The sequence below is a fragment of the Streptomyces sp. NPDC051214 genome (genome assembly GCF_040682375.1).
GTDB lineage: Bacteria > Actinomycetota > Actinomycetes > Streptomycetales > Streptomycetaceae > Streptomyces.
The window spans coordinates 144,353-169,800 of record NZ_JBFBAT010000018.1; the positions used below are offsets into that span (position 1 = coordinate 144,353).

Sequence of the window (25,448 nt, forward strand, 5' to 3'; positions counted from 1 at the left end):
TGCCTCAGGACTCCTGGGTGAGGGAGACGAGCACATCGTCCCCTTCGATCTTTACGGGGTATACGGGGACGGGGCGCGTCGCGGGAAGACCGGACGGCTTGCCGGTACGGAGGTCGAAGGCGGAGCCGTGCAGCCAGCACTCGATCTGGCAGTCCTCCACCTCGCCCTCGGAGAGGGAGACGTTCGCGTGCGAGCAGATGTCGTTGATCGCGAACACCTCGCCCTCGGTGTGGACGACCGAGACCGGCGTGCCGTCGAGTTCCACCCGCTTCGGGGTGTCCTCCGACAGCTCGCTCAGGCCACAGGCCCGAATGAATCGGCCATGGTCGAAGGTCATGCGACCGTCGCCTCCAGCTCCTCTTCGATCTTCGCGATGAGGCGCTCCTCGACGTCCGGCAGACCGATCTGCTGGACCAGCTCGGCGAAGAAGCCGCGGACGACCAGGCGGCGCGCCTCGTCCTCCGGGATACCGCGCGACTGGAGGTAGAAGAGCTGCTCGTCGTCGAAGCGGCCGGTCGCCGAGGCGTGGCCCGCTCCGACGATCTCGCCGGTCTCGATCTCGAGGTTCGGCACGGAGTCGACGCGGGCGCCGTCGGTCAGAACCAGGTTGCGGTTCATCTCGTACGTGTCCGTGCCCTCGGCGGCGGCCTCGATGAGGACGTCGCCGATCCACACCGCGTGGGCGTCGTCGCCCTGGAGCGCGCCCTTGTAGACGACGTTCGACTTGCAGTGCGGCTGGTTGTGGTCGACCAGGAGGCGGTGCTCCTGGTGCTGGCCGGCGTCGGTGACGTACAGGCCGAGGAGCTCGGCCTCGCCGCCCGTGCCCGCGTACTCGACGCGGGGGTGCAGGCGTACGACGTCGCCGCCGAAGGTCACGACGACCGACTTGAAGGAGGCGTCCCGGCCGATCAGCGCGTTGTGCTGCGCGATGTGCACGGCCTTGTCGTCCCAGTCCTGGACGGAGACGACGGTGAGCTTGGCGCCGTCGCCCAAGAGGTAGTCGACGTTGGCCGCGAGCACGGCGTCACCGGTGTGGTCGATGACGACGAGGGCCTCGGCGAACGCGCCCACCTCGATGACCTGGTGCGCGAAGGCGGTGCCGCCCTCGCCGTGCACGGCGATCCGGATCGGCTCGGTCAGGACCGTCTCCTTGGGGACGGTCACGACCGAGGCCTTCTCGAAGGACGAGTAGGCCTGCGCGGCCACGCGGTCGACGGGCCTGCCCGCCTTGCCCACGCGCGCGTCGTCACGGCCGACGGTCTCCTGGGTCACGCCCGCGGGGGCCGTCACCTCGACACGGATGCCGCCGGTGGCGACCGCGGTGCCGTCGTGCAGCCCGCGAAGGCGCTCCAGCGGCGTGAACCGCCACTCCTCCTCGCGGCCGTGGGGGACGGGGAAGTCCGCCACGTCGAAGGACGGGGGAGCGCTCATGCGGGTCGCGACGGTGGACTCGGCGGCCACCGCGATCGATCCGGCGGTGGTCGAGCCCACCGGGATGTTCTGAGCCTCAGCCATGGCTGTCGTCGTGCTCTCTCTCTGGGTAAAGAAGTCGGTCGCTGCGGGGACGGTGTCCGGTCTTAACCGACCGAGCCCTCCATCTGCAGCTCGATCAGCCGGTTCAGCTCCAGGGCGTACTCCATGGGCAGCTCCTTGGCGATCGGCTCGACGAAGCCGCGCACGATCATCGCCATGGCCTCGAACTCCGTCAGACCGCGGCTCATCAGGTAGAAGAGCTGGTCGTCGGAGACCTTGGAGACGGTCGCCTCGTGGCCCATGGACACGTCGTCCTCGCGCACGTCCACGTAGGGGTACGTGTCCGAGCGGGAGATCGTGTCGACGAGCAGCGCGTCACACAGGACGTTCGACTTCGATCCGGCGGCGCCCTCGCCGATCTCGACGAGACCGCGGTAGGAGGTGCGGCCACCGCCACGCGCCACGGACTTCGAGACGATGTTGGAGGACGTGTTGGGCGCCATGTGGACCATCTTCGATCCGGCGTCCTGGTGCTGGCCCTCGCCCGCGAAGGCGATGGACAGCGTCTCGCCCTTGGCGTGCTCGCCCATCAGGTAGACGGCGGGGTACTTCATCGTCACCTTGGAGCCGATGTTGCCGTCGATCCACTCCATGGTCGCGCCCTCGTACGCCACGGCGCGCTTGGTGACCAGGTTGTAGACGTTGTTCGACCAGTTCTGGATCGTCGTGTAGCGGCAGCGGCCGCCCTTCTTCACGATGATCTCGACGACCGCGGAGTGCAGCGAGTCCGACTTGTAGATCGGCGCCGTGCAGCCCTCGACGTAGTGAACGTACGCGTCCTCGTCGACGATGATCAGCGTGCGCTCGAACTGGCCCATGTTCTCCGTGTTGATGCGGAAGTAGGCCTGGAGCGGGATCTCGACGTGCACGCCCTTGGGGACGTAGATGAACGAGCCACCGGACCACACGGCGGAGTTCAGCGAGGCGAACTTGTTGTCACCGACGGGGATGACGGTGCCGAAGTACTCCTTGAAGAGCTCCGGGTGCTCCTTCAGGGCGGTGTCCGTGTCGAGGAAGATGACGCCCTGCTCCTCCAGGTCCTCACGGATCTGGTGGTAGACGACCTCGGACTCGTACTGGGCCGCGACACCGGCGACGAGGCGCTGCTTCTCCGCCTCGGGGATGCCGAGCTTGTCGTACGTGTTCTTGATGTCCTCGGGCAGGTCCTCCCAGGACTCCGCCTGCTTCTCCGTGGACCGCACGAAGTACTTGATGTTGTCGAAGTCGATGCCGGAGAGGTCGGAGCCCCAGTTCGGCATGGGCTTCTTGTCGAAGAGGCGCAGGCCCTTGAGACGGAGCTTGGTCATCCACTCCGGCTCGTTCTTCTTGGCCGAGATGTCCTTCACGACGTCTTCGTTGATGCCGCGCTTGGCGGACGCCCCGGCCACGTCGGAGTCGGCCCAGCCGTATTCGTACGTGCCCAGACCCTCGAGTTCGGGGTGGGCAGTCTCCGTGGGGAGCGTCATGCGGGGTTCCTCCCGGCCTTGCTTGCGGATGCTTTGTCAGTGGTCTGTGAAGCGTGTGGGGTGTTGCGCGGGATGAACGTCGTGCAGACGCCGTCGCCGTGGGCGATGGTGGCGAGCCGCTGGACGTGCGTCCCGAGGAGGGCGGAGAACATCTCTGTCTCCGCCTCGCAAAGTTGTGGGTACTGCTCGGCGACGTGGGCGACCGGGCAGTGGTGCTGGCACAGCTGCTCGCCTACGGGGGCCGTGCGGGCCGTAGCAGCGTACCCGTCGGCGGTCAACGCCTTCGCGAGAGCCTCCGTGCGCTGCTCGGGGGGCGCCGCGTCCATCGCCTTGCGGTAGACCTCGGCCTGGGCCGCGATCCGCTCACGGGCGAATTCGACGACCGCTCCCTCGCCGTGCCGCTCACTGATCCAGCGCAGGGCGTCGGCGGCGAGCTTGTCGTACGACTGGTCGAAGGCGTCCCGGCCGCAGTCGGTGAGCGCGAACACCTTGGCGGGGCGCCCGCGCGTACGAGCGCCGTAGATCCGCTGCTCACGGGGCTCGACCACGTTCTCGTGGGCGAGGGTGTCGAGGTGGCGGCGCACGGCGGCCTGGGTCAGCTTGAGGCGGCCTGCGAGGTCGGCCACCGTGGAGGGGCCGTGGTCCAGGATGGAGCGCGCGACCCGGTTGCGTGTAGACCGCTCCCCGGTCGCGAGTTCCTCCTGCGGAGCCTCGCCGACGTTTTTCACAACGCCATTGTTGCGTAATTCCTCAGAGCCTGACAACCCGCGTCGGGATCACGGTCCGGTGCGCTGCATCACTTAGGCATACCTAAGCTGACCTGCGGAAATGATCACTGATCGATCAAATCGGTGGCGCGGGACGACACGGGCGAGGAGACTCCCTGACCATGTCGACACCCCCTCCCACCGGGCCTTTGTGTACGCGCGCGTCCCTCGCGGCCGACCTCCGCGAGCTCGGTGTGAGTCCCGGCGAGATCCTCCTCGTGCACTCCTCGCTCAGCTCCCTCGGCTGGGTCGTCGGAGGCCAGATCGCGGTCGTCCAGGCGCTGCTCGACGCACTGGGCCAAAAGGGCACGCTCGTGGTCCCCACGCAGTCCAGCGACAACTCCGACCCGGCCGAGTGGGAGAACCCGCCGGTCCCGGAGTCCTGGTGGCCCGAGATCCGCGCCTCCATCCCCGCCTACGACCCGCGCACCGCCCCCACCCGAGGCGTCGGCGTGATCCCCGAGACCGTACGGACCTGGCCCGGCGCCCATCGCAGCGCCCACCCCCAGACGTCCTTCGCCGCGGTCGGCCCCCGCGCGCAGGCGCTCCTGGAGGGGCACGCCCTCGACTGCCGCCTCGGCGAGCGCAGCCCGCTGGCCCGCCTGGAGGCGTCGGGCGCCCGGGTCCTGCTGCTCGGCGCGGGCTTCGACACCTGCACCTCCTTCCACCTGGCCGAATACCGCCTCACCGCCCCCGAGACCGAGAACTCCTTCGCGGTCATGACCCCGGAGGGCCGCCGCTGGACGACGGTGCGCGAGACCTCGATCTCCGAGGAGCGCTTCGACGAACTCGGCGCGGACTTCGAGCGGGACCGCCCCGTGGTGCGCGGCACGGTGGGCGCCGCGACGGCCCGCCTCTTCCCGGTGGCCGACGCGGTCGCGTACGCACAAGGGTGGCTGGAGACCCACCGTTCACGGGCCGAGTGGGCCGGCTGACAGCCCCCTGCCCGCGCCCCGTCCGCCCCTCTCTAGACTTCCCGGCATGGGAATTGAGTCCGTCGTCCAGGTCACCGGCCTGGTCAAGCGGTACGGCAAGAAGACCGCGGTGGACGGCCTCGACCTCCGGGTCCGCGCGGGTACCGTCACCGCGGTCCTCGGGCCGAACGGCGCAGGCAAGACCACCACGATCGAGACCTGCGAGGGCTACCGCAGGCCGGACGCGGGCACGGTCCGCGTCCTCGGCCTCGACCCGGTCCGCGAGGCCGGCGCGCTGCGCCCCCGCATCGGCGTGATGCTCCAGTCCGGCGGCGTCTACTCCGGCGCCCGCGCCGACGAGATGCTGCGCCACATGGCGAAGCTGCACGCGCACCCCCTGGACGTGGGCGCGCTGATCGAGCGCCTGGGCCTGGAGAGCTGCGGCCGCACCACCTACCGGCGCCTGTCCGGCGGCCAGCAGCAGCGCCTCGCGCTCGCCATGGCCGTGGTCGGCCGGCCCGAACTGGTCTTCCTGGACGAGCCGACCGCGGGCCTCGACCCGCAGGCACGCCGGGCCACCTGGGATCTCGTACGCGATCTGCGCACCGACGGCGTCAGCGTCATCCTCACCACGCACCACATGGACGAGGCCGAGCAGCTCGCCGACGAGGTCGCCATCATCGACGCGGGCAAGGTCATCGCCGAGGGCACCCCCGAGCAGCTGTGCCGTGGAGGTGCCGAGAACACCCTGCGCTTCTCCGGTCGCCCCGGACTCGACGTCGGCTCGCTCCTCAAGGCACTCCCGCCGGACTCCGCGGCGGCCGAACTCACCCCGGGCGCCTACCGCGTGAGCGGCACGGTCGACCCGCAGCTGCTCGCCACGGTCACCTCCTGGTGCGCCCAGCACGGCGTGATGCCGGAGAAGATCGCCGTCGAACGCCACACCCTTGAAGACGTCTTCTTGGAGCTCACAGGCAAGGAGCTGCGCGGATGAGCGCCGCCGGTACGTACACGCCGAAGCCGGGCGCCGCCCCGCTCCCCCGCATGATCGCCGCGCAGGCGGCGCTCGAGACGAAGATGCTGCTGCGCAACGGCGAACAGCTCCTTCTCACGGTGGTGATCCCGACCCTTCTGCTCGTCCTGTTCAGCGCGGTCGACATCGTCGACACGGGCGAGGGCAAGGCGGTCGACTTCCTCGCCCCCGGCATCCTCGCCCTCGCCGTGATGTCCACGGCGTTCACCGGGCAGGCCATCGCCACGGGCTTCGAGCGCCGCTACGGCGTGCTCAAGCGGCTCGGTGCCTCGCCCCTGCCCCGCTGGGCGCTGATGGCGGCGAAGACCCTGTCCGTGCTTGTCACCGAGGTTTTGCAGATCGTGCTCCTGACGGCGATCGCCTTCGCGCTCGGCTGGTCACCGCACGGCAACCCCTTCGCCGTACTCCTCCTCCTGGTCCTCGGCACGGCGGCCTTCTCCGGCCTCGGCCTGCTGATGGCGGGCACCCTGAAGGCCGAGGCGACGCTCGCCGCCGCCAACCTGGTCTTCCTGCTCCTGCTGGTGGGCGGCGGCGTCATCGTGCCGCTGGACAAGTTCCCCGACGCGGCCCAGTCGGTGCTCGGCCTGCTGCCGATCTCCGCGCTCTCCGACGGCCTGCGGGACGTGCTCCAGGACGGCGCGGGGATGCCGTGGGGGGACCTCGCGATCCTCGCGGTCTGGGCCGTCGTCGGACTCGGCGCCGCGGGCAGGTTCTTCCGCTGGGAGTAGCGGCGGCAACAGAGGTAAGCCGCGTCACAGAAGCACCGGATACGTCCCCCTCGTGAAGCCGTGCACAAGCGGCCCCCTACGATGGTCCCCGTGCCAAACGTGACCCGAGCCGACGCCGTCTCCGCCGTGCGCAACCCGCTCGCCTTCATCGCCGGACGCTGGACCCCGCAGCAGCGGACCGTGCAGCGCGCCGCCCTCATCTCGCTCGCGATGACGGTGTGCATCGTGGTCACCGGCGGCGCCGTCCGCCTGACCGGTTCGGGCCTCGGCTGCCCGACCTGGCCCAAGTGCACGGACGACTCCCTGACGGCCACCCACGAGATGGGCTTCCACGGAGCCATCGAGTTCGGCAACCGCATGCTGACGTACGTGCTCTGCGCGGCCGTCGGCTGGGCGATCATCACGGCGCGCTCGCAGAATCCGATGCGGCGCAGCCTCACCCGGCTCGGCTGGGTCCAGTTCTGGCTGGTCATGGGCAACGCGGTGCTCGGCGGCATCGTGGTCCTCGTCGGCCTGAACCCGTGGACGGTCGCGGCGCACTTCCTGCTCTCCACCGCCCTGATCGCGGTCGCCGTCACGATGTGGCAGCGCACCCGCGAGGGCGACGCCGACGTACGCCCGCTGGTCGGCAAGGCCGTGGTGCAGCTGGTGTGGTTCCTGGTCGTGGCGTCCGTGCTGCTCATCGCGGTCGGCACCGTCGTGACCGGCTCCGGGCCGCACGCGGGTGACTCCAGCGAGGTGCCGCGGATGGGCTTCGACTGGGAGACGGTCAGCAAGCTGCACGCCGTGCTCGCCTGGATCGTGGTGACGCTGACGTTCGCCCTGTGGTTCGTCCTCAAGGCGGTCGACGCCCCCAAGGGCCCGCTGCACCGCACCCGCGACCTCTTCCTGATCCTGCTCGCCCAGGGCGCGATCGGCTACGTCCAGTACTTCACGGACCTGCCCGAGGTCCTGGTCGGCCTGCACATGTTCGGCTCGTGCGTGGTCTGGATCGCCGTGATGCGCGTCCTGCTGTCGCTGCGCGAACGGCCGTACACCACCGCCGGTCTGCCGGCCCAGGCCGACGACTCGCAGCTCTCGGCGGTCTGACCTCAGTCGTCGGTCAGGCCGTACACGCGGCGGGCGTTGCCCGCCGCGATGAGCCCCGCCACGCGCTGCGCGTCCGGCAGCGACCACGCGCCTTCCGCGACCCACCCGCCGAGCACCCGCCCCAGCGCCTCCCCGAAGAGCCGCGCACCCACCACGTGCAGCTCGGGAAGCCCGTGCGCGCCGCTGGAGAACAGCAGCTTGCCGAACGGCGCGAGCTCAAGGATCTCCGCGAGAACGGCAGCCGCGCGAGCGCCCGTGCGCACCAGGGCGGGCCCCAGATCGGCGTACACATGCGGGAAGAGACCGGCCAGGTCCGCGGCGTTGCGGTGGTACGGATAGCCGTGCAGCAGGACCAGATCGGTGCCGAGCCCCGCGGTCGCCCGCGCGAAACCGCCGAAGTACCCCTGCGGGTCGCCGGCCCCCGCGTGCAGTTGCAGCGGACGCCCCGACGCGACGGCGATCCAGAGCAGATGCCTGAGCAGCACGGGGTCCTGGAGCGCCCCGCCCACCTGCCGCCGGGCCAGCCAGCGTCCCGCCGCGCCCCGCACCTCCCCCGGCCCCGGCGGTTCGGGTGCCAGGGCGAGGCTGCGCCGGACGCCCGCCACGGAGGTGAAGGCGACGGCGTTCGCGGCGGCCGCGTGCACGGACTCGGCGAGGTTGGCGAGGAAGGAGTCGACGGTGCCGGAGGTGTCGGCCACCTGTTCGGCCAGTAATTCCAGGCGGACGATCTCATGGGCGTCGGCGTCACCGGCCGAGGCCATCTCGCCGGGCCCCGTCAGATCGCCGGGCAGCCCCGTGTCGACCAGGTACGTCGTGATGCCGCTCCCCCGCAGCAGCCGCCGCCCCGCTTCGAGAACGCCCAGGTCACGGCGGCGGGCGAGGTAGCGCGCGGGCGGGCAGTGCGGTTCGAGGCCGAGCAGCGGCGGGCACCAGCGGCGCACGGCGAAGCCCGTCTGGGTGTCGAAGAAGGTGGTGCCGGGCGCGGGCGGGCCCTCACCGCGGCCGAGGTGGGCCTCGAAGGTGCCGAGGCCCAGCTCCGTACGCAGCACACCGTGGCAGTACTGGTCCACCAGGGACGGCGTTTCGATCATCCGGGCTCCCTGTAGACGGACGTGCTCCTACCGTCCTAACGGGTGACCCGGGTGTCAGGTGTTGCTCACGGCCGTTCTGTCCGCCACGGCCCCGACGCCGTCAGCCGTTGCGCTTGCCGCCGAGCTGGATGCCGGCCATCCGCGACCACTCGTACGGGCCGGTCTCCACCTTGGCGGCGAAGTCACCGTCGAAGTCCTCGTGGACGGTGATCCCGGCCTTCTCGACGGCGCTCTGCGCGATCTCGTAGGTGGGGGCCACCAGGTCGCCCCAGCCGCCGTCGTCGCCGACCAGCACGATGCGGGTGCCCTCGTGCCCGATGTACGCGACCTGCCCCTCGGCACCGCCGTGCGCCTGGGCGAAGGCACCGATCTGCTTGGCCAGCTTGGCCGCCTTCTTGTCCGCGCGGGCTGCCTGCTTGCTGTCCTCGACCTGCTGCGTCTCTGCCATGAGCAGGATGCTACCGACGGGTAGATCAACTGGCGACGGGCGGGGCACGTGGCGTTCAACACCACATGCCCCGCCCGTCGGGAAAGTTGTCGGCTCAGCGAAGGAAGGGGTCCACCGCGACCGCCACGAACAGCAGCGAGACGTAGGTGATCGACCAGTGGAAGAGCCGCATCTCCTTGAGCTTGCCGCCCGTGACCTCGGCCTTGGCGCGGTTCTGCAGGCCGTGCGCCTCCCACAGCCACCAGCCGCCGGTCACGAAGGCGACCACGGTGTAGAACCAGCCGGTGTAGCCGAGCGGCTGCAGCAGCAGCGAGACGGCGACCATCACCCAGCTGTAGAGGACGATCTGACGCGCGACCACCTTGTTCGACGCCACGACCGGCAGCATCGGCACGCCCACCCGGGCGTAGTCGTCCTTGACCTTCATGGACAGCGGCCAGTAGTGCGGCGGCGTCCAGAAGAACATGACCAGGAACAGGATGACCGGCGCCCAGGAGAGGGTGTTGGTCACCGAGGACCAGCCGATCAGTACGGGCATGCAGCCCGCGATGCCACCCCAGACGATGTTCTGCGAGGTGCGGCGCTTGAGGATCATCGTGTAGATGACCACGTAGAAGAGCAGGGCGCCCAGGGCGAGCCACGCGGACAGCCAGTTGACGGCGAGTCCGAAGAGCAGCGTCGAGCCGACCGCGAGCGCGATGCCGAAGGCGAGGCACTCCCGGGGGCTGACCATTCCCGTGACCAGGGGCCGCTGGGACGTACGGTCCATCAGGGCGTCGATGTCCCGGTCGATGTACATGTTGAGCGCGTTTGCGCCGCCCGCCGAGAGGTAACCGCCCAGGCAGGTCACGAAGACCAGCCAGAGGTCGGGCACCCCCTGCTCGGCGAGGAACATCACCGGAACGGTGGTGATCAGGAGGAGTTCGATGATTCGCGGCTTGGTCAGCGCCACGAACGCCATGACACGGGCCCCGAGCGGCCGGTGGCTTGGGCTAGAGCTCGTCCCAATTGCTCCCGCTGGACGGGATTCAACGGCCGTCACGCACACCCCTGACAGAGACTTCCCAGCAAGCCGCGTCGGACGTTCTGACATGAAGATCCGGTAAAGGCTCGCGCGTACCACGCCACTGTAGACGTTGCCCATACCTCGCCCTTCGCGGGGGTGGGGTCGTGTTGAGCGGCGTGTTGGAGCGCCCGAAACACGGCCCGACACCCGTTCAGATGAGCGGTGCCGCACTCGTTGTGAGAGTCCAGATGAGCGGCTTGCGGATCACATGGTGAACACCGTGGATCCCTTTCGGGAGGCGGATGGCGGCACACCCCGGCACTCTGGAATGACTCGAAAAAATGCACGTCTTTACAGCGGTAGGCTCGACATCGGCCGGTGGGATCTACATCGCCGGCATTCGACATGTGGAGAGGAGCCCTGACTCAGGGTGAGCACCAAGCCGACCACCACAGACCTCGAGTGGACCGAACTGGACCAGCGGGCTGTTGATACTGCCCGCGTCCTGGCCATGGACTCCGTACAGAAGGTCGGCAACGGCCATCCTGGTACGGCCATGAGCCTCGCGCCCGCCGCGTACACCCTCTTCCAGAAGGTGATGCGCCACGACCCCGCGGACGCCGAGTGGACCGGGCGCGACCGGTTCGTGCTCTCCGCGGGCCACTCGTCCCTGACCCTCTACATCCAGCTCTACCTGGCCGGCTTCGGCCTGGAGCTCGATGACCTGAAGGCGTTCCGCACCTGGGGCTCCAAGACCCCGGGCCACCCGGAGTACGGGCACACCACGGGCGTGGAGACGACGACGGGCCCCCTCGGCCAGGGCGTCGCCAACGCCGTGGGCATGGCGATGGCCGCCCGCTACGAGCGTGGCCTGTTCGACCCGCAGACCGCCCCGGGCGAGTCGCCGTTCGACCACCACATCTTCGCGATCGCGGGTGACGGCTGCCTCCAGGAGGGCATCTCCGGCGAGGCGTCGTCGCTGGCCGGGCACCAGAAGCTCGGCAACCTCGTGCTGCTGTGGGACGACAACCACATCTCCATCGAGGGCGACACGGAGACCGCGGTGTCCGAGGACACCATGAAGCGGTACGAGGCCTACGGCTGGCACGTCCAGCGCGTGGAGCCCAAGGAGAACGGCGACCTCGACCCGGCCGCCCTCTACAAGGCGATCCAGGCCGCGAAGGCGGAGACGGAGCGCCCCTCCTTCATCGCGATGCGCTCGATCATCGCCTGGCCCGCGCCGAACGCGCAGAACACCGAGGCCGCGCACGGCTCGGCGCTCGGCGACGAAGAGGTCGCGGCCACCAAGCGTGTCCTCGGCTTCGACCCGGAGAAGACCTTCGAGGTCTCGGACGAGGTCCTCGCGCACACCCGTGCCGCGCTCGACCGCGGCCGTGACGCCAAGGCCGAGTGGGAGAAGGGCTTCGCCGCCTGGCGCACCGCCGACTCCGCGCGCGCCGCCGAGTTCGACCGCGTGGCCGCGGGCGAGCTCCCCCAGGGCTGGGAGGAGAAGCTCCCGGTCTTCGAGGCGGGCAAGGGCGTCGCGACGCGTGCCGCGTCCGGCAAGGTCCTGCAGGCGCTCGGCGCGGTGATCCCCGAGCTGTGGGGCGGCTCCGCCGACCTCGCGGGCTCGAACAACACCACGATCGACAAGACGTCGTCGTTCCTCCCGGCGGGCAACCCGCTGCCGGAGGCGAACCCGTACGGCCGCACGATCCACTTCGGCATCCGCGAGCACTCGATGGCCGCGGAGATGAACGGCATCGCGCTGCACGGCAACACCCGCATCTTCGGCGGCACCTTCCTGGTGTTCTCCGACTACATGCGCAACGCCGTGCGTCTGTCCGCGCTGATGCACCTCCCGGTGACGTACGTGTGGACGCACGACTCCATCGGTCTCGGCGAGGACGGCCCGACGCACCAGCCGGTCGAGCACCTGGCCTCGCTGCGTGCCATCCCGGGCCTGAACGTGGTCCGCCCGGCGGACGCGAACGAGACCGCTGTCGTGTGGCGCGAGATCCTGAAGCGTTACACCAAGGAGTTCGGCAAGGGCGCCCCGCACGGCCTCGCGCTGACCCGCCAGGGCGTGCCGACGTACGACCGCGAGGTCACCGAGGGCGCCGTCAAGGGTGGCTACGTCCTCTTCGAGGCCGACGGCGGCACCCCCGAGGTCGTCCTCATCGGCACCGGCTCCGAGGTGCAGCTCGCCGTCGAGGCGCGCGAGCAGCTGCAGGCCGCGGGCGTTCCCACGCGCGTCGTCTCGATGCCGTGCGTCGAGTGGTTCGAGGCGCAGGACCAGGGGTACCGCGACAGCGTCCTTCCGCCGTCCGTCAAGGCGCGCGTGGCGGTCGAGGCGGGCATCGGCCTGACCTGGCACCGCTTCGTGGGTGACGCCGGGCGCATCGTCTCGCTGGAGCACTTCGGTGCGTCGGCCGACGGCAAGGTGCTGTTCCGCGAGTTCGGCTTCACCGCCGACCACGTGGCGGCCGCAGCCCGGGAATCGATCGACGCCGCTCAGCGCTGACGCCGACATACGACCAAGTAGGAGATGTAATCCTCATGACAGACGCACTCAAGCGCCTTTCCGACGAAGGCGTCGCGATCTGGCTGGACGACCTGTCGCGCAAGCGGATCACGTCCGGCAACCTCGCCGAGCTGATCGACCAGAGCCACGTCGTGGGCGTCACGACCAACCCGTCGATCTTCCAGAAGGCGATCTCGCAGGGCGACGGTTACGACCAGCAGCTCTCCGACCTCGCAGCGCGCGGCGTCACCGTCGAAGAAGCCATCCGCATGATCACGACGGCGGACGTCCGTGACGCCGCCGACATCCTGCGCCCGGTCTTCGACGCGACGGGCGGCCAGGACGGCCGCGTTTCGATCGAGGTCGACCCGCGCCTGGCGCACAACACGAAGTCGACGGTCGCCGAGGCCAAGCAGCTCGCCTGGCTGGTGGACCGCCCGAACACGCTCATCAAGATCCCGGCGACGAAGGCGGGCCTGCCCGCGATCACCGAGGTTATCGGCCTTGGCATCAGCGTCAACGTCACGCTGATCTTCTCGCTGGAGCGCTACCGCCTGGTCATGGACGCGTACCTGGCCGGCCTGGAGAAGGCCAAGGAGCGCGGCCTGGACCTCTCCAAGATCCACTCGGTGGCGTCCTTCTTCGTGTCCCGTGTGGACACCGAGATCGACAAGCGCCTGGACGCGCTTGGCACCGACGAGGCCAAGTCCGCCAAGGGCAAGGTCGCGCTCGCCAACGCCCGCCTGGCCTACGAGGCGTACGAAGAGGTCTTCTCGTCCGACCGCTGGGCCGCGCTGGACAAGGCGCAGGCCAACAAGCAGCGTCCGCTGTGGGCCTCGACCGGCGTCAAGGACCCGGCGTACAAGGACACCCTGTACGTCGACGACCTGGTCGCGCCGAACACGGTGAACACGATGCCGGAGGCCACCCTGGAGGCCACCGCCGACCACGGCCAGATCACGGGCAACACCGTGGCCGGTACGTACGACACCGCGCGCGGCGAGATCGAGGCCGTCGAGAAGCTCGGCATCAGCTACGACGACGTGGTGCAGCTGCTCGAGGACGAGGGCGTCGAGAAGTTCGAGGCGTCCTGGAACGACCTGCTCAAGTCCACCGAGGCGGAGCTCAAGCGCCTCACCCCTTCGGAGGGCTGACCATCTTGTCAAGCAGCAATCCGCTGCGTGACGCCGCAGACCGACGGCTCCCGCGTATCGCGGGGCCGTCGGGCCTGGTCATCTTTGGCGTCACGGGCGATTTGTCCCGTAAAAAGCTGATGCCCGCTGTCTATGACCTCGCCAACCGTGGCCTGCTGCCGCCGGGCTTCTCGCTCATCGGCTTCGCGCGCCGCGACTGGGAGGACGAAGACTTCGCCCAGGTCGTCCACGACGCCGTCAAGCAGCACTCTCGTACGCCGTTCCGCGAAGAGGTCTGGCAGCAGCTCATCCAGGGGATGCGCTTCGTCCAGGGCAACTTCGACGACGACGCCGCCTTCGAGCAGCTCAAGGCCACCATTCAGGACCTCGACAAGGCACAGGGAACGGGCGGCAACTTCGCCTTCTACCTGTCGGTGCCCCCGAAGTTCTTCCCGCAGGTCGTCCAGCAGCTCAAGAAGCACGAGCTCGCGGACGCCCCGCAGGGCTCCTGGCGCCGCGCGGTCATCGAGAAGCCCTTCGGACACGACCTGGCGTCCGCCAAGGAGCTCAACTCGATCGTGCACGAGGTGTTCGCCCCGGACCAGGTGTTCCGGATCGACCACTACCTCGGCAAGGAGACCGTCCAGAACATCCTGGCGCTGCGCTTCGCCAACCAGATGTTCGAGCCGATCTGGAACCGGTCGTACGTGGACCACGTCCAGATCACGATGGCCGAGGACATCGGCATCGGCGGCCGTGCCGGGTACTACGACGGCATCGGCGCGGCCCGTGACGTCATCCAGAACCACCTGCTCCAGCTGATGGCGCTGACCGCGATGGAGGAGCCCGCCTCCTTCGACGCGAACGCGCTGGTCGCCGAGAAGGCGAAGGTCCTCGGCGCCGTGCGGCTGCCCAAGGACCTCGGCGAGAGCACGGTCCGCGGTCAGTACGCCGCGGGGTGGCAGGGCGGCGAGAAGGCCGTCGGCTACCTCCAGGAAGACGGCATCGACCCCAAGTCGAAGACCGACACCTACGCCGCCATCAAGCTGGAGGTGGACAACCGCCGCTGGGCGGGCGTCCCCTTCTACCTGCGTACGGGCAAGCGCCTGGGCCGTCGCGTCACCGAGATCGCGGTCGTCTTCCAGCGCGCGCCCCACTCCCCCTTCGACCACACGGCGACGGAGGAGCTGGGCCAGAACGCGATCGTCATCCGCGTTCAGCCCGACGAGGGCATCACGGTCCGGTTCGGCTCGAAGGTGCCCGGCACCTCGATGGAGATCCGCGACGTGTCGATGGACTTCGCCTACGGCGAGTCCTTCACCGAGTCCAGCCCGGAGGCGTACGAGCGCCTGATCCTGGACGTCCTGCTCGGCGACGCCAACCTCTTCCCGCGCACGGAGGAGGTCGAGCTCTCCTGGAACATCCTCGACCCGATCGAGGAGTACTGGGACAAGCACGGCAAGCCCGCGCAGTATTCGTCCGGGACCTGGGGCCCGTCCGAGGCGGACGAAATGCTCGCACGAGACGGACGGAGCTGGCGTCGCCCATGAAGATCGACCTTACGGACACCACGTCCAGCAAGATCAACAAGGCGCTCGTGAAGGGGCGCAGGGCGATCGGCACCCCGGCCGTCGGCATGGTGCTCACCCTCGTCATCGTCACCGACGAGGAGAACGCCTACGACGCCCTGAAGGCCGCCAACGAAGCGTCCCGCGAGCACCCCTCGCGCACGCTGGTCGTCATCAAGCGCGCCGCGCGCTCACCCCGTGACCGCACCACCTCGCGTCTCGACGCGGAGGTACGGGTCGGCGTCGAGGCGGGCACCGGCGAGACGGTGGTCCTGCGGCTGTACGGCGAGGTCATCAACCACGCCCAGTCGGTGGTCCTGCCGCTGCTGCTCCCCGACGCCCCCGTGGTCGTGTGGTGGCCGGTCAACGCGCCGCTCAACCCGGCCAAGGACCCGCTCGGCGCGCTCGGCCAGCGCCGCGTCACGGACACGTACGCCGCCGAGCAGCCGATCCACGAGCTGACCGCGCGCGCCGAGGCCTACCACCCCGGTGACACGGACCTCTCCTGGACCCGGATCACCCCGTGGCGCTCGATGCTCGCGGCCGCTCTCGACCAGATCGCCTGCAAGGTGACGTCGGTCGAGGTGGAGGGCGAGGAGTTCAACCCGAGCTGCGAGCTGCTCGCCATGTGGCTCGCGGACCGGCTCTCCGTCCCCGTGAAGCGCTCGCTGTCCGCGGGCCCCGGCCTCACCGGCGTACGCATGGACACCGACTGCGGTCCCATCGTGCTCGGCCGGGCCGACGGCTCTCTCGCCACGCTCTCCATCCAGGGGCAGCCCGACCGCGCGGTGGCGCTCAAGCGCCGCGAGACGGCCGAGCTGATCGCCGAGGAGCTGCGCCGTCTCGACCCGGACGACACCTACGCCTCCGCGCTGAGGTACGGCGTGGACCGCCTGGGCGAGTACGAGGAGACGGCGGTTCCCGCCGTGGAGGAGCCCGCGGAGGCGGCCAAGAAGAGCGCTCCCGCGAAGAAGACCGCGGCCAAGAAGGCGGCAACGAAGTGAGTGCGGCCCCGCAGCTGGTGGTGCACCGCGACAAGGAGCTGATGGCGCAGGCCGCCGCGGCCCGCCTCATCACGAAGATCGTCGACGCGCAGGCCGCCCGCGGCTTCGCGTCGGTGGTCCTCACCGGCGGGCGCAACGGCAACGGCCTGCTCGCGGCGCTGAGTTCGTCCCCGGCTAAGGACGCGATCGACTGGTCGCGGCTTGACCTGTGGTGGGGCGACGAGCGCTTCCTGCCGGACGGCGACCCGGAGCGCAACTACACCCAGGCCAAGGAGGCGCTGCTCGACTCGGTGCCCCTGAACCCGGCCCGGGTGCATCCGATGCCCGCGTCGGACGGCGCGTACGAGGTGGACGCGGCGGCCGGGATGTACGCGGCCGAGCTCACCGCGGCCGCGGGGCCCGAGGACCATGGTCCGGTGCCGACGTTCGACGTGCTGATGCTCGGCGTCGGCCCGGACACCCATGTCGCCTCGCTCTTCCCGGAGTTGCCCGCGGTCCGTGAGACGGAGCGGACGGTGGTCGGCGTGCACGGCGCGCCCAAGCCGCCGCCCGTGCGCATCACGCTCACGCTTCCGGCGATCCGGGCGGCGCGTGAGGTGTGGCTGCTCGCCGCCGGCGAGGACAAGGCCAACGCCGCGGCGATGGCCCTGTCGGGCGCCGGCGAGGTGCAGGCGCCCGCCGCGGGCGCGTACGGCAGGTCACGGACGCTGTGGCTGCTGGACAAGGCGGCAGCCTCGCAGCTGCCGCGCGACCTGTATCCGCCGGCTTCTCCCTGAGCGTCGGCAGGACGACGTGCCGCGGCCCGGTCCCCCTCGTGGGGGCCGGGCCGCGGCGCGTTACACGTGACGACAACTGCCGTACGCACGGCCTCACTTGACTGAGCCCGCCATCACCCCCTGCACGAAGTGCCGCTGGAACGCGAAGAACACGACCACCGGCACGACGAGCGAGAGGAACGCGCCGGGCGCGAGCACATCGATGTTGCTGCCGAACTGGCGTATCTGCGACTGCAGTTCCACGGTCAGCGGCTGCGACGAACTGTCGGCGAAGAGCAGCGCCACCAGCATGTCGTTCCACACCCAGAGGAACTGGAAGATGGCGAGGCTGGCGATGGCCGGCCGTCCCACCGGCAGCACGAGCCGCGTGAAGATCCGCCACTCGGTCCCGCCGTCCATCCGCGCCGCCTCCAGCATCTCCTTCGGTATCTCGGCGAAGTAGTTGCGCAGCAGGAAGACGGCGAACGGCAGTCCGTAGGCGACATGGAAGAGCACCACGCCCGGAATGGTGCCGAAGAGACCCAGCTGACCGAAGAGTTTGGCCACCGGGAGCAGGCCGATCTGCATCGGCACCACGAGGAGCGCCACCACGAGCAGGAACAGCGGGTCCCGGCCGGGAAACTCCAGCCAGGCGAAGGCGTACGCGGCGCAGGCCGCGATGACGACGACGAGGGCGGTGGCGGGCACCGAGATCAGGACGGTGTTCCAGAACGCCTTCGTCATCCCGGTGTTGGCGAGCAGCGCCGAGTAGTTGTCGAAGGAGAGCTGCGCCGGGCTGGTCAGGGAGGTCCACCAGCCGCCGCGCGCGTTGTCCTGGGAGGAGCGCAGCGAGGAGAGGAAGAGCCCGGCGAGCGGGGTGATCCAGATCAGTGCGACGACCACGAGGAACGCCTGGACCAGGCTGCTGCCGAGCCACCGGCCGAGCCGGCCCTTGGGGCGGGGGCGCGCCGGTGCGACGGCCGCCGGTTCCTTCTCCGGCGCCACCGCCTGCCGGTCGGGAGTGGTGACGGTCATGACTGACTCCTGCGGAAGCGGCGGACGTTGAACACCATGGCGGGGATCACCAGGAGCAGCAGGAGCATGCCGAGCGCGCTGCCGAGGCCCTGGTTGTTGCCGCCGCCGAAGGAGACGAGCCACATCTGGGTGGCAAGGACCGTGGCGTCCTCCTGCACGGGACCCGGCGCGATGATGTAGACGAGGTCGAAGACCTTCATCACGTTGATCACCAGGGTCACGAAGACCACGGTGAGGACGGGTGCGAGCAGCGGCACGGTGATCCGGCGGAAGACCTGCCACTCACTGGCGCCGTCCATCCGGGCCGCCTCCAGGGCGTCGCGCGGCAGCGAGGCGAGCCCGGCGCCGATGAGCACCATGGCGAAGCCCGTCCAGATCCACAGGTACGCGCCGATGATGGCCGGGGTGACGAGGGCCGGGCCCAGCCAGGAGACGCCCTCGTAGGGCGGGGCGAAGTTCTTCGCGGGCAGCCGCACGGTGTAGGTCGCGCCGGGGTCGAGGTCCGTGAAGCGGAAGGAGCCGTCGGCGCCGGTGGTGGCGCTGCCGACCGTCTTGCCGTCCCGCACCGCCTCGACCTGCATCCGCGGCAGTCCGCTCTCGGCCCGGTCCGTCCTGCCCTGCTTCCCTCCCCCGCCGGGCACGAAGTCCAGGTAGACGACTCCGCGCAGCTCACGCGCGGCGGCCGACCGCCCGGCCGCCGCGTACGCGGGCTCGGCTTCCTCGGGCACGTCCTTGGGCGCCACGCCGACGAGCCCGAGACCGACCGTGTGGCCCGGGGTCGCTGGGGCGGTCGTACGGTACGAGCCGTCCGCGCCCTTCGTCAGGCCCTGGCCGTCGCGGGCATGCGCCGTCGGATAGGAGGAGGCGCCCTCGAAGGCGTCGTGGACGCCCACCACGGCGGCGTTCAGGACCCCCTTCTCGGGGTCCTCGTCGTACGCGAGCCGGAAGATGATGCCCGCGGCGAGGAACGAGACCGCCATGGGCATGAAGAGCAGCAGCTTGAACGCGGTGGCCCAGCGGATCTTCTCCACCAGGACGGCGAGGATCAGGCCGAGCCCGGTGAGCAGGGTGGGGGCGATGACGACCCAGATGACGCTGTTGCGGATGGCCTTGAGCGTGGCCGGGTCGCGGAACATCTCGGCGTAGTTGTCGCCGCCGACGAACGTGCTGCCGGAGGCGTCGAAGAGGCTGCGGCCCGCGGAGAACAGCACGGGGTAGACGACGAGGGCGCCGAGCAGGAGCAGGGCGGGCAGGACGAAGGCGACGGCGATGACCCGCCCGCGGCGCCTGCGCCGGGCGGCCTCGGTGGCCGGGGGTCTCGGGGCCTTGCCGGAGGGGTTCTTGCCGGCGGAGCCTTTGCCGGCGGGGGCGCCGGACGGCTCGGCGGCCGACGTCTCGGCGCCCGGCGGGCTCGGCGTCTCGGCGGACGTGGTGGTCATGGCGATCAGCCCTTGTCGGCCTTGGCCGCCGCGGCCTCGAGCCGCCGCGCCGTGGCCTTCGGGTCCGACGGGTCGCGCAGGAAGTCCTGGAGGAGCTTCCACTCGCCCATGCCCTTGGTGCCGCCGAAGGCCGCCGGGGCCTGGTCGGACATGTCGAAGCGGACCGAATTCCCGGCGTCGACCAGGGACTTGGCGGTCTCGCGGGTGACGTCGTCGCCGTACGAGGCGAGGTCGACCTTCTTGTTCGGGGAGAGGAACCCGCCCGCCTCGGCCCAGACGGCCGCCGCCTCGGGGGTCGCCAGGTACTCCAGGAACGCCGTGGCGCCCTTCTGGTTCTTGCCGTCCTTCAGGGCGACCGCGGCGTCACCGCCGCTGACCACGGGCGCCTTGCCGCCGCCGACCGCGGGGAAGGGGAAGAAGTCGGCGTCCTCACCGATCTTCTTGTCGAACTGGTCCTTGGCGACACCGGCCACGAAGTCGCCCTCGTAGACCATGCCCGCCTTGGGTTCGGGCCCGAAGACCTTCTCGACGGAGCCCGGGAAGTCGGTGCTCAGGGCCTCCTTGCGGCCGCCCGCGATCAGCTGCTCGTCCTTGAAGAGCTTGCCGAGGGTGGTGAGCGCGTCGACCACGGACGGGTCGGTCCACTTGATCTTGTGCGTGGCGAGCCGGTCGTACTTCTGGGGCCCGGCCTGCGAGAGGTAGATGTTCTCGAACCAGTCGGTGAGGGTCCAGCCGTCCTGTCCCGCGACGGAGAAGGCGTCGAGGCCCGAGTCGGAGACCGTTTCGCCGGCCTTGAGCATCTCCTCGTACGTCTTGGGGGTCTTGACGCCCGCCTGGTCGAGGGCCTCGGGGCTGTACCAGACCGTCGACTTGTGCGCGGCCTTGAAGTACAGGCCGTAGAAGGAGCCGTCGACGCTGCCGTACTTCTTCCACACGCTCGCGTAGTTGGCGTCGACGGCCTGCTCGGTCTTCTTCGAGAGGGGCTTGAGCCAGCCCTTCTTCGCGAACTGCTTCAGGACGCCGACCTGCGGGACCATCACGACGTCGGGGGCGTTGCCGCCCTCGATCTTGCTTCCGACGACGGTGGAGACGTTGTCACCGGTGGAGACGAACTGGACCTTGGCCCCGGTCTCCTCGCCGAAGGCGTCGAGCACCTTCTGGAAGTTCTTCTGCTCGCTGCCGGACCAGACGCCGGCGACGGTGATCGTCTGACCGTCGAGCGACTTGTCACCGCCGCCGGCGCTGACGTCGCCACCGCCACAGGCGGTGGCGCCCATGGCCAGGGCGAGGGCGGTACAGCTCGCGAGCGTGATACGTCGTCGCATCATCGTTGATGTCCCTTCGGAGGCAAAAGAGTTGACGGTCAGGGGGTGGTGCGGTCGCTGATCCACCAGGCGGCGGTGGCGCCGGGGAGGACGCCGGTCGGGCACGGCCCGCTGGACAGCAGAGGGGCGCCGGACACGGGCGCGGGCACCGGGGCCGCGCCGAAGTTGACCGCGCACACGAGGCCGTCGCCGCGCACGAAGGCGAGGACGCCGGGCGGCGTCTCCAGCCAGTGCAGCGGCCCCTCACCCAACTGGGGCAGTCCGGCGCGCAGTTGGAGTCCGTCGCGGTACAGATGCCAGAAGGAGCGGGTGTCGGCGAGCGCGCGGTCGGTGGCGTGCTCGGCGAACCACGCGGGCTGCGGCAGCCACGGCTTGGCGCTCTCCGCCCCGGGGGTGAAGCCGAACGGCGACGCGTGCCCCGACCACGGCAGCGGCACCCGGCAGCCGTCGCGGATCCGGGCCCGGCTTCCGGTGCGGTGGAAGATCGGGTCGGTGAGCACCTCGTCGGGCAGATCGTCGACCTCGGGAAGGCCGAGCTCCTCCCCCTGGTAGATGTACGCGGCCCCGGGCAGCGCCAGCATGAGCAGCGCCGCGGCCCGCGCCCGGGTGGCGCCGAGGCCGCTGCCCTCGGTGCCGGACTCGCCGTACCGCGTGACCGTGCGTACCTGGTCGTGGTTGTTGAGGACCCAGGTGACCGTGGAGCCCGTGCCCGCGATGTCCCGCATCGCCTCGGTGATGACCTTGCGGAAGGCGTCGGCGTCCCAGGGCGCGCCCAACAGGTCGAAGAAGAAGGCCTGGTGGAGTTCGTCGGGGCGTACGTACCGGGCGTGTTCGCGGGCGGTCGGCACGGACACCTCGCCGACGAGGAGGCGCTCGTGGCCGTCGCGCGCGGTGTACTCCTCGCACACCGCCCGCCAGTGCCGCCACACGTCGTGCACCTCGGGCTGGTTCCAGGCGAGGGGGTTCACGGAGTCGCGGGTGCGGGCGTCGGCCTCGGGGTCCGGCGAGTCGGGCAGGCCGGGGTGCTTGAAGAGCCCGGCGGCGACATCGATGCGGAAGCCGTCCACGCCCCGGTCGAGCCAGAAGCGCAGGGCGTGCTCGAAGTGGGCGCCCACCTCGGGGTTGCGCCAGTTCAGGTCCGGCTGGTCGGGCGTGAACATGTGCAGGTACCACTGGCCGGGGGTGCCGTCCGGATCGGTGACGCGGGTCCAGGCGGGGCCGCCGAACATGGCGTGCCAGTTGTTGGGCGGCTCGTCGCCGTGCGGGCCGCGGCCCGCGGCGAAGTGGAAGCGGGCGCGCTCGGCGCTGCCGGGCTGTGCGGCGAGCGCGGCACGGAACCAGGCGTGCTCGCTGGAGCAGTGGTTGGGGACGATGTCCAGGAGCACCTTGACGCCGAGGCGCCGGGCGTCGGCCATCAGCAGGTCGAACTCGGCGAGGCTGCCGAAGATCGGGTCCACGTCGCAGTAGTCGGCGACATCGTAACCGTGGTCGCGCTGGGGCGAGGGGTAGAAGGGGCTCAGCCAGATGCCGTCGACGCCGAGCTTCTTCAGGTACGGCAGTCCCGCGCGGACCCCCGCGAGGTCGCCGATGCCGTCACCGGTGCTGTCCAGGAAGCTGCGGACGTACACCTGGTAGATCACCGCGTCCCGCCACCAGTGGTGCGTGTGGAGGCGCGCGAGGCCGTCGCCGGCCGGGGCTGTGAGCATGACCCGTTGACCTGTCTACGTGAAGTGCGTGGAGTGACCGCGACCCGCGCGGTGATGCATGCATGTTAGGTAGGCATGTCGCGGAGGTGTCAACGAGTAGACGGAAAGCGGGCATGAGTTGAGGTGTTATGTCCAGAGTTTCGGGCACCCTTGAGGCCCCACAGGGGAACTCTGGATACCTAACAGATAACTAGCGGGAGATGGCCGCAAGCTCCCGGGCGAGGCGCCGCACAGCCGCCTCGGGCGTCTGATGCCCGGCCATGGCGTCGTACACGGCGGCCTGCACGGCCAGGCTCACCTGGTCGTAGCGAGGGCTCTTGGGACGCGGCGCCGCCGCGAGCACGCTCGCCCGGAGCGTCGGCAGATAAGGGAACTTCCGGATCAGCGCGGGGTCCTGGTAGAGCGCCGCCCGCACAGGCGGCAGCGCGCCCCGCGTGAGCACCTGCCGCTGCACCTTCTCGCCGGTGAGATACGCGAGGAGACGCGTGGCGGAAGCGGGGTGCCGCGCATGGGAGCTGACGGCGAGGTTCGAGCCCCCGAGCACACTCGTCCCCGGGCCGTCGGGACCCGGCAGCGGCAGCGCCCCGACCTTCCCGGCGACCTCGGATTCCTTGCCGGACGCACTCACGTAGGCGTAGGGCCAGTTGCGCAGGAAGAGGAGCCGGCCTTCCTGGAAGGCCTGGCGGGACTCCTCCTCCGTGTACGTCAGCGCCTTCTTCGGGATCCAGCCCTCGCGCACCCCGCGGGCGAGGAATCCGATGCCCTCGCGGGCCGCCGCGGAGTCCACGGTGACGCGTTCGCCCTCGTCACCGAGGATCGTGCCGCCCGCCGAGTAGACCGCCTCGGCGGCGTTCACCGTGAGCCCCTCGTAGGGGAGGAGCTGGCCCGCGTATCCGTCGAGTCCGTGCTTGGGGGCGCCGGTCTTCGCCGCCCGTTCGAGCTCGGCCCAGGTGCGCGGCGGCGCGATGCCCTCCTCGGCCAGGACGTCCTTGCGGTACAGGAGCAGCCCGGCATTGGTGACGTAGGGAACCGCGTACAGCTTCCTGTCGTACGTGGCCGTGTCCACGACCGGCGGCAGGAAGCTCTTCAGCGGAAAGCTGTCGCGCCTGAGCGGGGCGATCCAGCCCGCGGCGGCGAACTCCGAGGTCCAGGCGACGTCGATGTTGAGCACGTCGAAGCGGCTGTTGTCCGAGCGCAGGTCGGTGGTCATCTGCGCGTGGGTCTCGTCGGCGGAGTCCGGGAGCTCGACGAGGGTGACCTTCTCGCCGGGGTGCGTACGGTTCCACCCCTCGAGGAGAGGCCCCAGATAGCCGGTGAGGTCGCCCGCGGTCGCCAGCGTCAGGGGGCCGCGGCCGTCGCCGCGCGCCCCGTCGGAGGGGGTTCCCGAGGCGACGTAACCGGACAGGACCACGGCAACGACCAGGAGTCCCCTACCCGCGGCACGCATCCACCGCATAGGTTCCTCCCTGTACACCGGCGCCCGGCACCCTCGCCATGCGTCAGGGGCCATGTATACCCGTTAGGTATGGGCGATACTAGGGCCTGGAGCACAGAGCGAGGATGCGAGGAGGAGAGCACGAGTGCGGCTGCCCCTCCTGGCTCTCCTGGCGCGAGGCCCGGCCCACGGCTACGAGCTCAAGCAGGACCTTGAGCAACTCCTCGGCTCCGCGTACCCTCAGCCGAACGTCGGCCAGATCTATGTGACGCTCGGCCGCCTCGAGAAGTCGGGACTGATCGAGGGCGAGGAAGTCGAGCAGTCGAGCCGGCCCAACAAGAAGATCTACCACCTCACCGACGCCGGGCGGGAAGCGCTGCACGCCTGGTACGAGGAGACGGCGGACGAGCCGCGGGTACGGGACGAGTTCTTCATGAAGCTCGCGCTCGCCCCGCGGACCGGTCTCGCCGACCAGATCGCCCTCATCAACAAACAGCGGCGCCAGTACCTGAACACCATGCGCGATCTGTCGAAGCTGTCCGCGGCCGAGAACCGGGACAACCGCATGTCCCAACTCCTGATCGAGGGCGCCATGCTGCACCTGCAGGCCGATCTCGACTGGCTCGAGCGATGCCAGGAAGAGCTGGAGGAGCCGTAGTGAAGAGCCGTCACTCCGCGCCGCCTTCCGTGCCGTCTTCCGCGCCGTCCTCGGTGCCTCCCCTGCTCGAGGCCGAGGGCCTGGTCAAGACCCACTACGGCGAGGGCGCACCCGCCCCCGCGGTACGCGGTGTCGATCTCTGTGTACGGCAGGGCGAGTTCGTCGCCGTCACCGGGCCTTCCGGCGCCGGGAAGTCGACCCTGCTGCATCTGCTCGGCGGGCTCCAGCGGCCGGACAGCGGCAGCATCCGCCTGGACGGCGAGTCCACCGACTCCTACAGCGAGGCGCGCTGGGCGGTGGAGCGCCGGCGCCGGATCGGCATCGTCTTCCAGTTCTTCAACCTCGTCTCCAATCTGTCGGTCGCCGACAACGTGGAGCTGCCGGCGCTGCTCGCCGGGACCTCGCCGAAGCAGGCACGCACCGAACGCAAGGAGCTCCTCGCCGATCTCGGCCTCGACGGCAAGGAGCGCAGCATGCCGGGCGAGCTTTCCGGCGGCGAGCAGCAGCGCGTCGCACTGGCCCGCGCCCTGGTCAACCACCCTTCCCTCCTGCTCGCCGACGAGCCCGCGGGCAGCCTGGACAGCAAGGGGCGGCGCGAGGTGATGCGCCTGCTGTCCCGCTTCCACCAGCGCGGTCAGACGATCGTCCTTGTCACCCATGACGCACGGCTCGCGAGCTCCGCGGACCGCGTCATCAGCTTCTTCGACGGCCGGATCGCCGACGACGCCGACCTCGGCGGCACACTGCCGCGCGGCACCGGCATATCCGGCGTGCTCGAACTGAAGGACTGA

The 25,448-nt window shown here is 70.0% G+C and carries 23 protein-coding genes; 11 read left to right on the forward strand and 12 right to left on the reverse strand.

Annotated elements, in window-relative coordinates:
* Positions 1–4 precede the first annotated feature (4 nt).
* The 4 genes from AB0M70_RS36790 to AB0M70_RS36805 all read right to left on the reverse strand — a co-directional run bounded on the left by AB0M70_RS36790 (position 5) and on the right by AB0M70_RS36805 (position 3,727).
* Positions 5–337, reverse strand: coding sequence for a bifunctional 3-phenylpropionate/cinnamic acid dioxygenase ferredoxin subunit (locus AB0M70_RS36790; protein WP_365827243.1), 333 nt, complete (start codon positions 335–337; stop codon positions 5–7).
* Positions 334–1,515 carry a Fe-S cluster assembly protein SufD gene (gene sufD / locus AB0M70_RS36795; protein ID WP_365827245.1) on the reverse strand — a complete coding sequence of 394 codons (1,182 nt, stop codon included), beginning with the start codon at positions 1,513–1,515 and terminating at the stop codon, positions 334–336. Before sufD ends, AB0M70_RS36790 begins: the two co-directional genes overlap by 4 nt.
* Positions 1,516–1,577: 62 nt before the next feature.
* A complete protein-coding gene (sufB, locus tag AB0M70_RS36800; RefSeq protein WP_190083270.1) occupies positions 1,578–2,999 on the reverse strand; it encodes a Fe-S cluster assembly protein SufB in 1,422 nt (473 codons plus the stop codon).
* Positions 2,996–3,727: a metalloregulator ArsR/SmtB family transcription factor gene (locus AB0M70_RS36805; protein WP_365827247.1), complete on the reverse strand. Its 732-nt coding sequence runs from the start codon at positions 3,725–3,727 to the stop codon at positions 2,996–2,998. Before AB0M70_RS36805 ends, sufB begins: the two co-directional genes overlap by 4 nt.
* 161 nt (positions 3,728–3,888) lie before the next feature.
* Here AB0M70_RS36805 and AB0M70_RS36810 point away from each other — a divergent pair, with 161 nt between their 5' ends.
* From AB0M70_RS36810 to AB0M70_RS36825, 4 genes are all read left to right on the forward strand, one after another.
* Entirely contained in the window at positions 3,889–4,701 is an 813-nt protein-coding gene (locus tag AB0M70_RS36810) for an AAC(3) family N-acetyltransferase (protein ID WP_365827249.1), read from the forward strand.
* A 46-nt stretch (positions 4,702–4,747) separates the two neighbouring features.
* Positions 4,748–5,674 carry an ABC transporter ATP-binding protein gene (locus AB0M70_RS36815; protein ID WP_365827251.1) on the forward strand — a complete coding sequence of 309 codons (927 nt, stop codon included), beginning with the start codon at positions 4,748–4,750 and terminating at the stop codon, positions 5,672–5,674.
* Positions 5,671–6,441: an ABC transporter permease gene (locus AB0M70_RS36820; RefSeq protein WP_365827253.1), complete on the forward strand. Its 771-nt coding sequence runs from the start codon at positions 5,671–5,673 to the stop codon at positions 6,439–6,441. Before AB0M70_RS36815 ends, AB0M70_RS36820 begins: the two co-directional genes overlap by 4 nt.
* Before the next feature lie 81 nt (positions 6,442–6,522).
* The gene (locus tag AB0M70_RS36825) at positions 6,523–7,530 is read left to right on the forward strand and encodes a COX15/CtaA family protein (protein ID WP_365827255.1); all 1,008 of its coding nucleotides are present in this window, start codon (positions 6,523–6,525) and stop codon (positions 7,528–7,530) included.
* Positions 7,531–7,532: 2 nt separating this feature from the next.
* Here AB0M70_RS36825 and AB0M70_RS36830 read toward each other — a convergent pair whose 3' ends face one another.
* From AB0M70_RS36830 to AB0M70_RS36840, 3 genes are all read right to left on the reverse strand, one after another.
* Positions 7,533–8,621 carry an amidohydrolase gene (locus AB0M70_RS36830; RefSeq protein WP_365827257.1) on the reverse strand — a complete coding sequence of 363 codons (1,089 nt, stop codon included), beginning with the start codon at positions 8,619–8,621 and terminating at the stop codon, positions 7,533–7,535.
* 100 nt (positions 8,622–8,721) lie between these two features.
* Positions 8,722–9,069: a hypothetical protein gene (locus AB0M70_RS36835; RefSeq protein WP_365827259.1), complete on the reverse strand. Its 348-nt coding sequence runs from the start codon at positions 9,067–9,069 to the stop codon at positions 8,722–8,724.
* A 94-nt stretch (positions 9,070–9,163) separates the two neighbouring features.
* Positions 9,164–10,117 carry a heme o synthase gene (locus tag AB0M70_RS36840; protein ID WP_365827335.1) on the reverse strand — a complete coding sequence of 318 codons (954 nt, stop codon included), beginning with the start codon at positions 10,115–10,117 and terminating at the stop codon, positions 9,164–9,166.
* A gap of 388 nt (positions 10,118–10,505) precedes the next feature.
* Here AB0M70_RS36840 and tkt point away from each other — a divergent pair, with 388 nt between their 5' ends.
* The 5 genes from tkt to pgl are packed head-to-tail and all read left to right on the forward strand — an operon-like array spanning position 10,506 to position 17,080.
* Entirely contained in the window at positions 10,506–12,599 is a 2,094-nt protein-coding gene (tkt, locus tag AB0M70_RS36845; protein ID WP_365827261.1) for a transketolase, read from the forward strand.
* A 35-nt stretch (positions 12,600–12,634) separates the two neighbouring features.
* Positions 12,635–13,753: a transaldolase gene (gene tal, locus AB0M70_RS36850; protein ID WP_365827263.1), complete on the forward strand. Its 1,119-nt coding sequence runs from the start codon at positions 12,635–12,637 to the stop codon at positions 13,751–13,753.
* Positions 13,750–15,282 (forward strand): glucose-6-phosphate dehydrogenase, encoded by a 1,533-nt coding sequence (gene zwf / locus AB0M70_RS36855; RefSeq protein ID WP_365827337.1) that lies wholly within the window; start codon positions 13,750–13,752, stop codon positions 15,280–15,282. The genes tal and zwf overlap by 4 nt, the downstream gene beginning before the upstream one ends.
* Positions 15,279–16,304 (forward strand): glucose-6-phosphate dehydrogenase assembly protein OpcA, encoded by a 1,026-nt coding sequence (gene opcA / locus AB0M70_RS36860; RefSeq protein ID WP_365827265.1) that lies wholly within the window; start codon positions 15,279–15,281, stop codon positions 16,302–16,304. The genes zwf and opcA overlap by 4 nt, the downstream gene beginning before the upstream one ends.
* Positions 16,301–17,080 carry a 6-phosphogluconolactonase gene (pgl, locus tag AB0M70_RS36865; RefSeq protein WP_365827267.1) on the forward strand — a complete coding sequence of 260 codons (780 nt, stop codon included), beginning with the start codon at positions 16,301–16,303 and terminating at the stop codon, positions 17,078–17,080. Before opcA ends, pgl begins: the two co-directional genes overlap by 4 nt.
* A 93-nt stretch (positions 17,081–17,173) precedes the next feature.
* On the opposite strand, the gene AB0M70_RS36870 is transcribed toward pgl, so the two are convergent.
* The 5 genes from AB0M70_RS36870 to AB0M70_RS36890 form a co-directional block, all read right to left on the reverse strand.
* Positions 17,174–18,094: a carbohydrate ABC transporter permease gene (locus tag AB0M70_RS36870; RefSeq protein WP_365827269.1), complete on the reverse strand. Its 921-nt coding sequence runs from the start codon at positions 18,092–18,094 to the stop codon at positions 17,174–17,176.
* Positions 18,091–19,533: an ABC transporter permease subunit gene (locus tag AB0M70_RS36875; RefSeq protein WP_365827271.1), complete on the reverse strand. Its 1,443-nt coding sequence runs from the start codon at positions 19,531–19,533 to the stop codon at positions 18,091–18,093. Before AB0M70_RS36875 ends, AB0M70_RS36870 begins: the two co-directional genes overlap by 4 nt.
* Before the next feature lie 5 nt (positions 19,534–19,538).
* Positions 19,539–20,861: an ABC transporter substrate-binding protein gene (locus AB0M70_RS36880; RefSeq protein ID WP_365827273.1), complete on the reverse strand. Its 1,323-nt coding sequence runs from the start codon at positions 20,859–20,861 to the stop codon at positions 19,539–19,541.
* A 35-nt stretch (positions 20,862–20,896) separates the two neighbouring features.
* The gene (locus AB0M70_RS36885) at positions 20,897–22,564 is read right to left on the reverse strand and encodes an alpha-amylase family glycosyl hydrolase (protein WP_365827275.1); all 1,668 of its coding nucleotides are present in this window, start codon (positions 22,562–22,564) and stop codon (positions 20,897–20,899) included.
* Between the two features lie 190 nt (positions 22,565–22,754).
* Positions 22,755–24,020 (reverse strand): ABC transporter substrate-binding protein, encoded by a 1,266-nt coding sequence (locus tag AB0M70_RS36890; RefSeq protein WP_365827277.1) that lies wholly within the window; start codon positions 24,018–24,020, stop codon positions 22,755–22,757.
* A 124-nt stretch (positions 24,021–24,144) separates the two neighbouring features.
* On the opposite strand from AB0M70_RS36890, the gene AB0M70_RS36895 reads away from it, so the two are divergent.
* Together AB0M70_RS36895 and AB0M70_RS36900 are read left to right on the forward strand one after the other, a co-directional pair.
* On the forward strand, positions 24,145–24,657 hold the full coding sequence (locus AB0M70_RS36895; RefSeq protein ID WP_365827279.1) for a PadR family transcriptional regulator: 513 nt from the start codon (positions 24,145–24,147) through the stop codon (positions 24,655–24,657).
* Positions 24,657–25,448 (forward strand): ABC transporter ATP-binding protein, encoded by a 792-nt coding sequence (locus AB0M70_RS36900; RefSeq protein WP_365827281.1) that lies wholly within the window; start codon positions 24,657–24,659, stop codon positions 25,446–25,448. Before AB0M70_RS36895 ends, AB0M70_RS36900 begins: the two co-directional genes overlap by 1 nt.

Excerpts from the sequence above, each read along its gene's own strand:
- AB0M70_RS36790 (WP_365827243.1), bottom strand. The coding sequence starts at position 337 with ATGACCTTCGACCATGGCCGATTCATTCGGGCCTGTGGCCTGAGCGAG.
- sufD (WP_365827245.1), bottom strand. The coding sequence starts at position 1,515 with ATGGCTGAGGCTCAGAACATCCCGGTGGGCTCGACCACCGCCGGATCG.
- sufB (WP_190083270.1), bottom strand. The coding sequence starts at position 2,999 with ATGACGCTCCCCACGGAGACTGCCCACCCCGAACTCGAGGGTCTGGGC.
- AB0M70_RS36810 (WP_365827249.1), top strand. The coding sequence starts at position 3,889 with ATGTCGACACCCCCTCCCACCGGGCCTTTGTGTACGCGCGCGTCCCTC.
- AB0M70_RS36815 (WP_365827251.1), top strand. The coding sequence starts at position 4,748 with ATGGGAATTGAGTCCGTCGTCCAGGTCACCGGCCTGGTCAAGCGGTAC.
- AB0M70_RS36820 (WP_365827253.1), top strand. The coding sequence starts at position 5,671 with ATGAGCGCCGCCGGTACGTACACGCCGAAGCCGGGCGCCGCCCCGCTC.
- AB0M70_RS36825 (WP_365827255.1), top strand. The coding sequence starts at position 6,523 with ATGGTCCCCGTGCCAAACGTGACCCGAGCCGACGCCGTCTCCGCCGTG.
- AB0M70_RS36830 (WP_365827257.1), bottom strand. The coding sequence starts at position 8,621 with ATGATCGAAACGCCGTCCCTGGTGGACCAGTACTGCCACGGTGTGCTG.
- AB0M70_RS36835 (WP_365827259.1), bottom strand. The coding sequence starts at position 9,069 with ATGGCAGAGACGCAGCAGGTCGAGGACAGCAAGCAGGCAGCCCGCGCG.
- tal (WP_365827263.1), top strand. The coding sequence starts at position 12,635 with ATGACAGACGCACTCAAGCGCCTTTCCGACGAAGGCGTCGCGATCTGG.
- opcA (WP_365827265.1), top strand. The coding sequence starts at position 15,279 with ATGAAGATCGACCTTACGGACACCACGTCCAGCAAGATCAACAAGGCG.
- AB0M70_RS36870 (WP_365827269.1), bottom strand. The coding sequence starts at position 18,094 with ATGACCGTCACCACTCCCGACCGGCAGGCGGTGGCGCCGGAGAAGGAA.
- AB0M70_RS36875 (WP_365827271.1), bottom strand. The coding sequence starts at position 19,533 with ATGACCACCACGTCCGCCGAGACGCCGAGCCCGCCGGGCGCCGAGACG.
- AB0M70_RS36880 (WP_365827273.1), bottom strand. The coding sequence starts at position 20,861 with ATGATGCGACGACGTATCACGCTCGCGAGCTGTACCGCCCTCGCCCTG.
- AB0M70_RS36885 (WP_365827275.1), bottom strand. The coding sequence starts at position 22,564 with ATGCTCACAGCCCCGGCCGGCGACGGCCTCGCGCGCCTCCACACGCAC.
- AB0M70_RS36890 (WP_365827277.1), bottom strand. The coding sequence starts at position 24,020 with ATGCGGTGGATGCGTGCCGCGGGTAGGGGACTCCTGGTCGTTGCCGTG.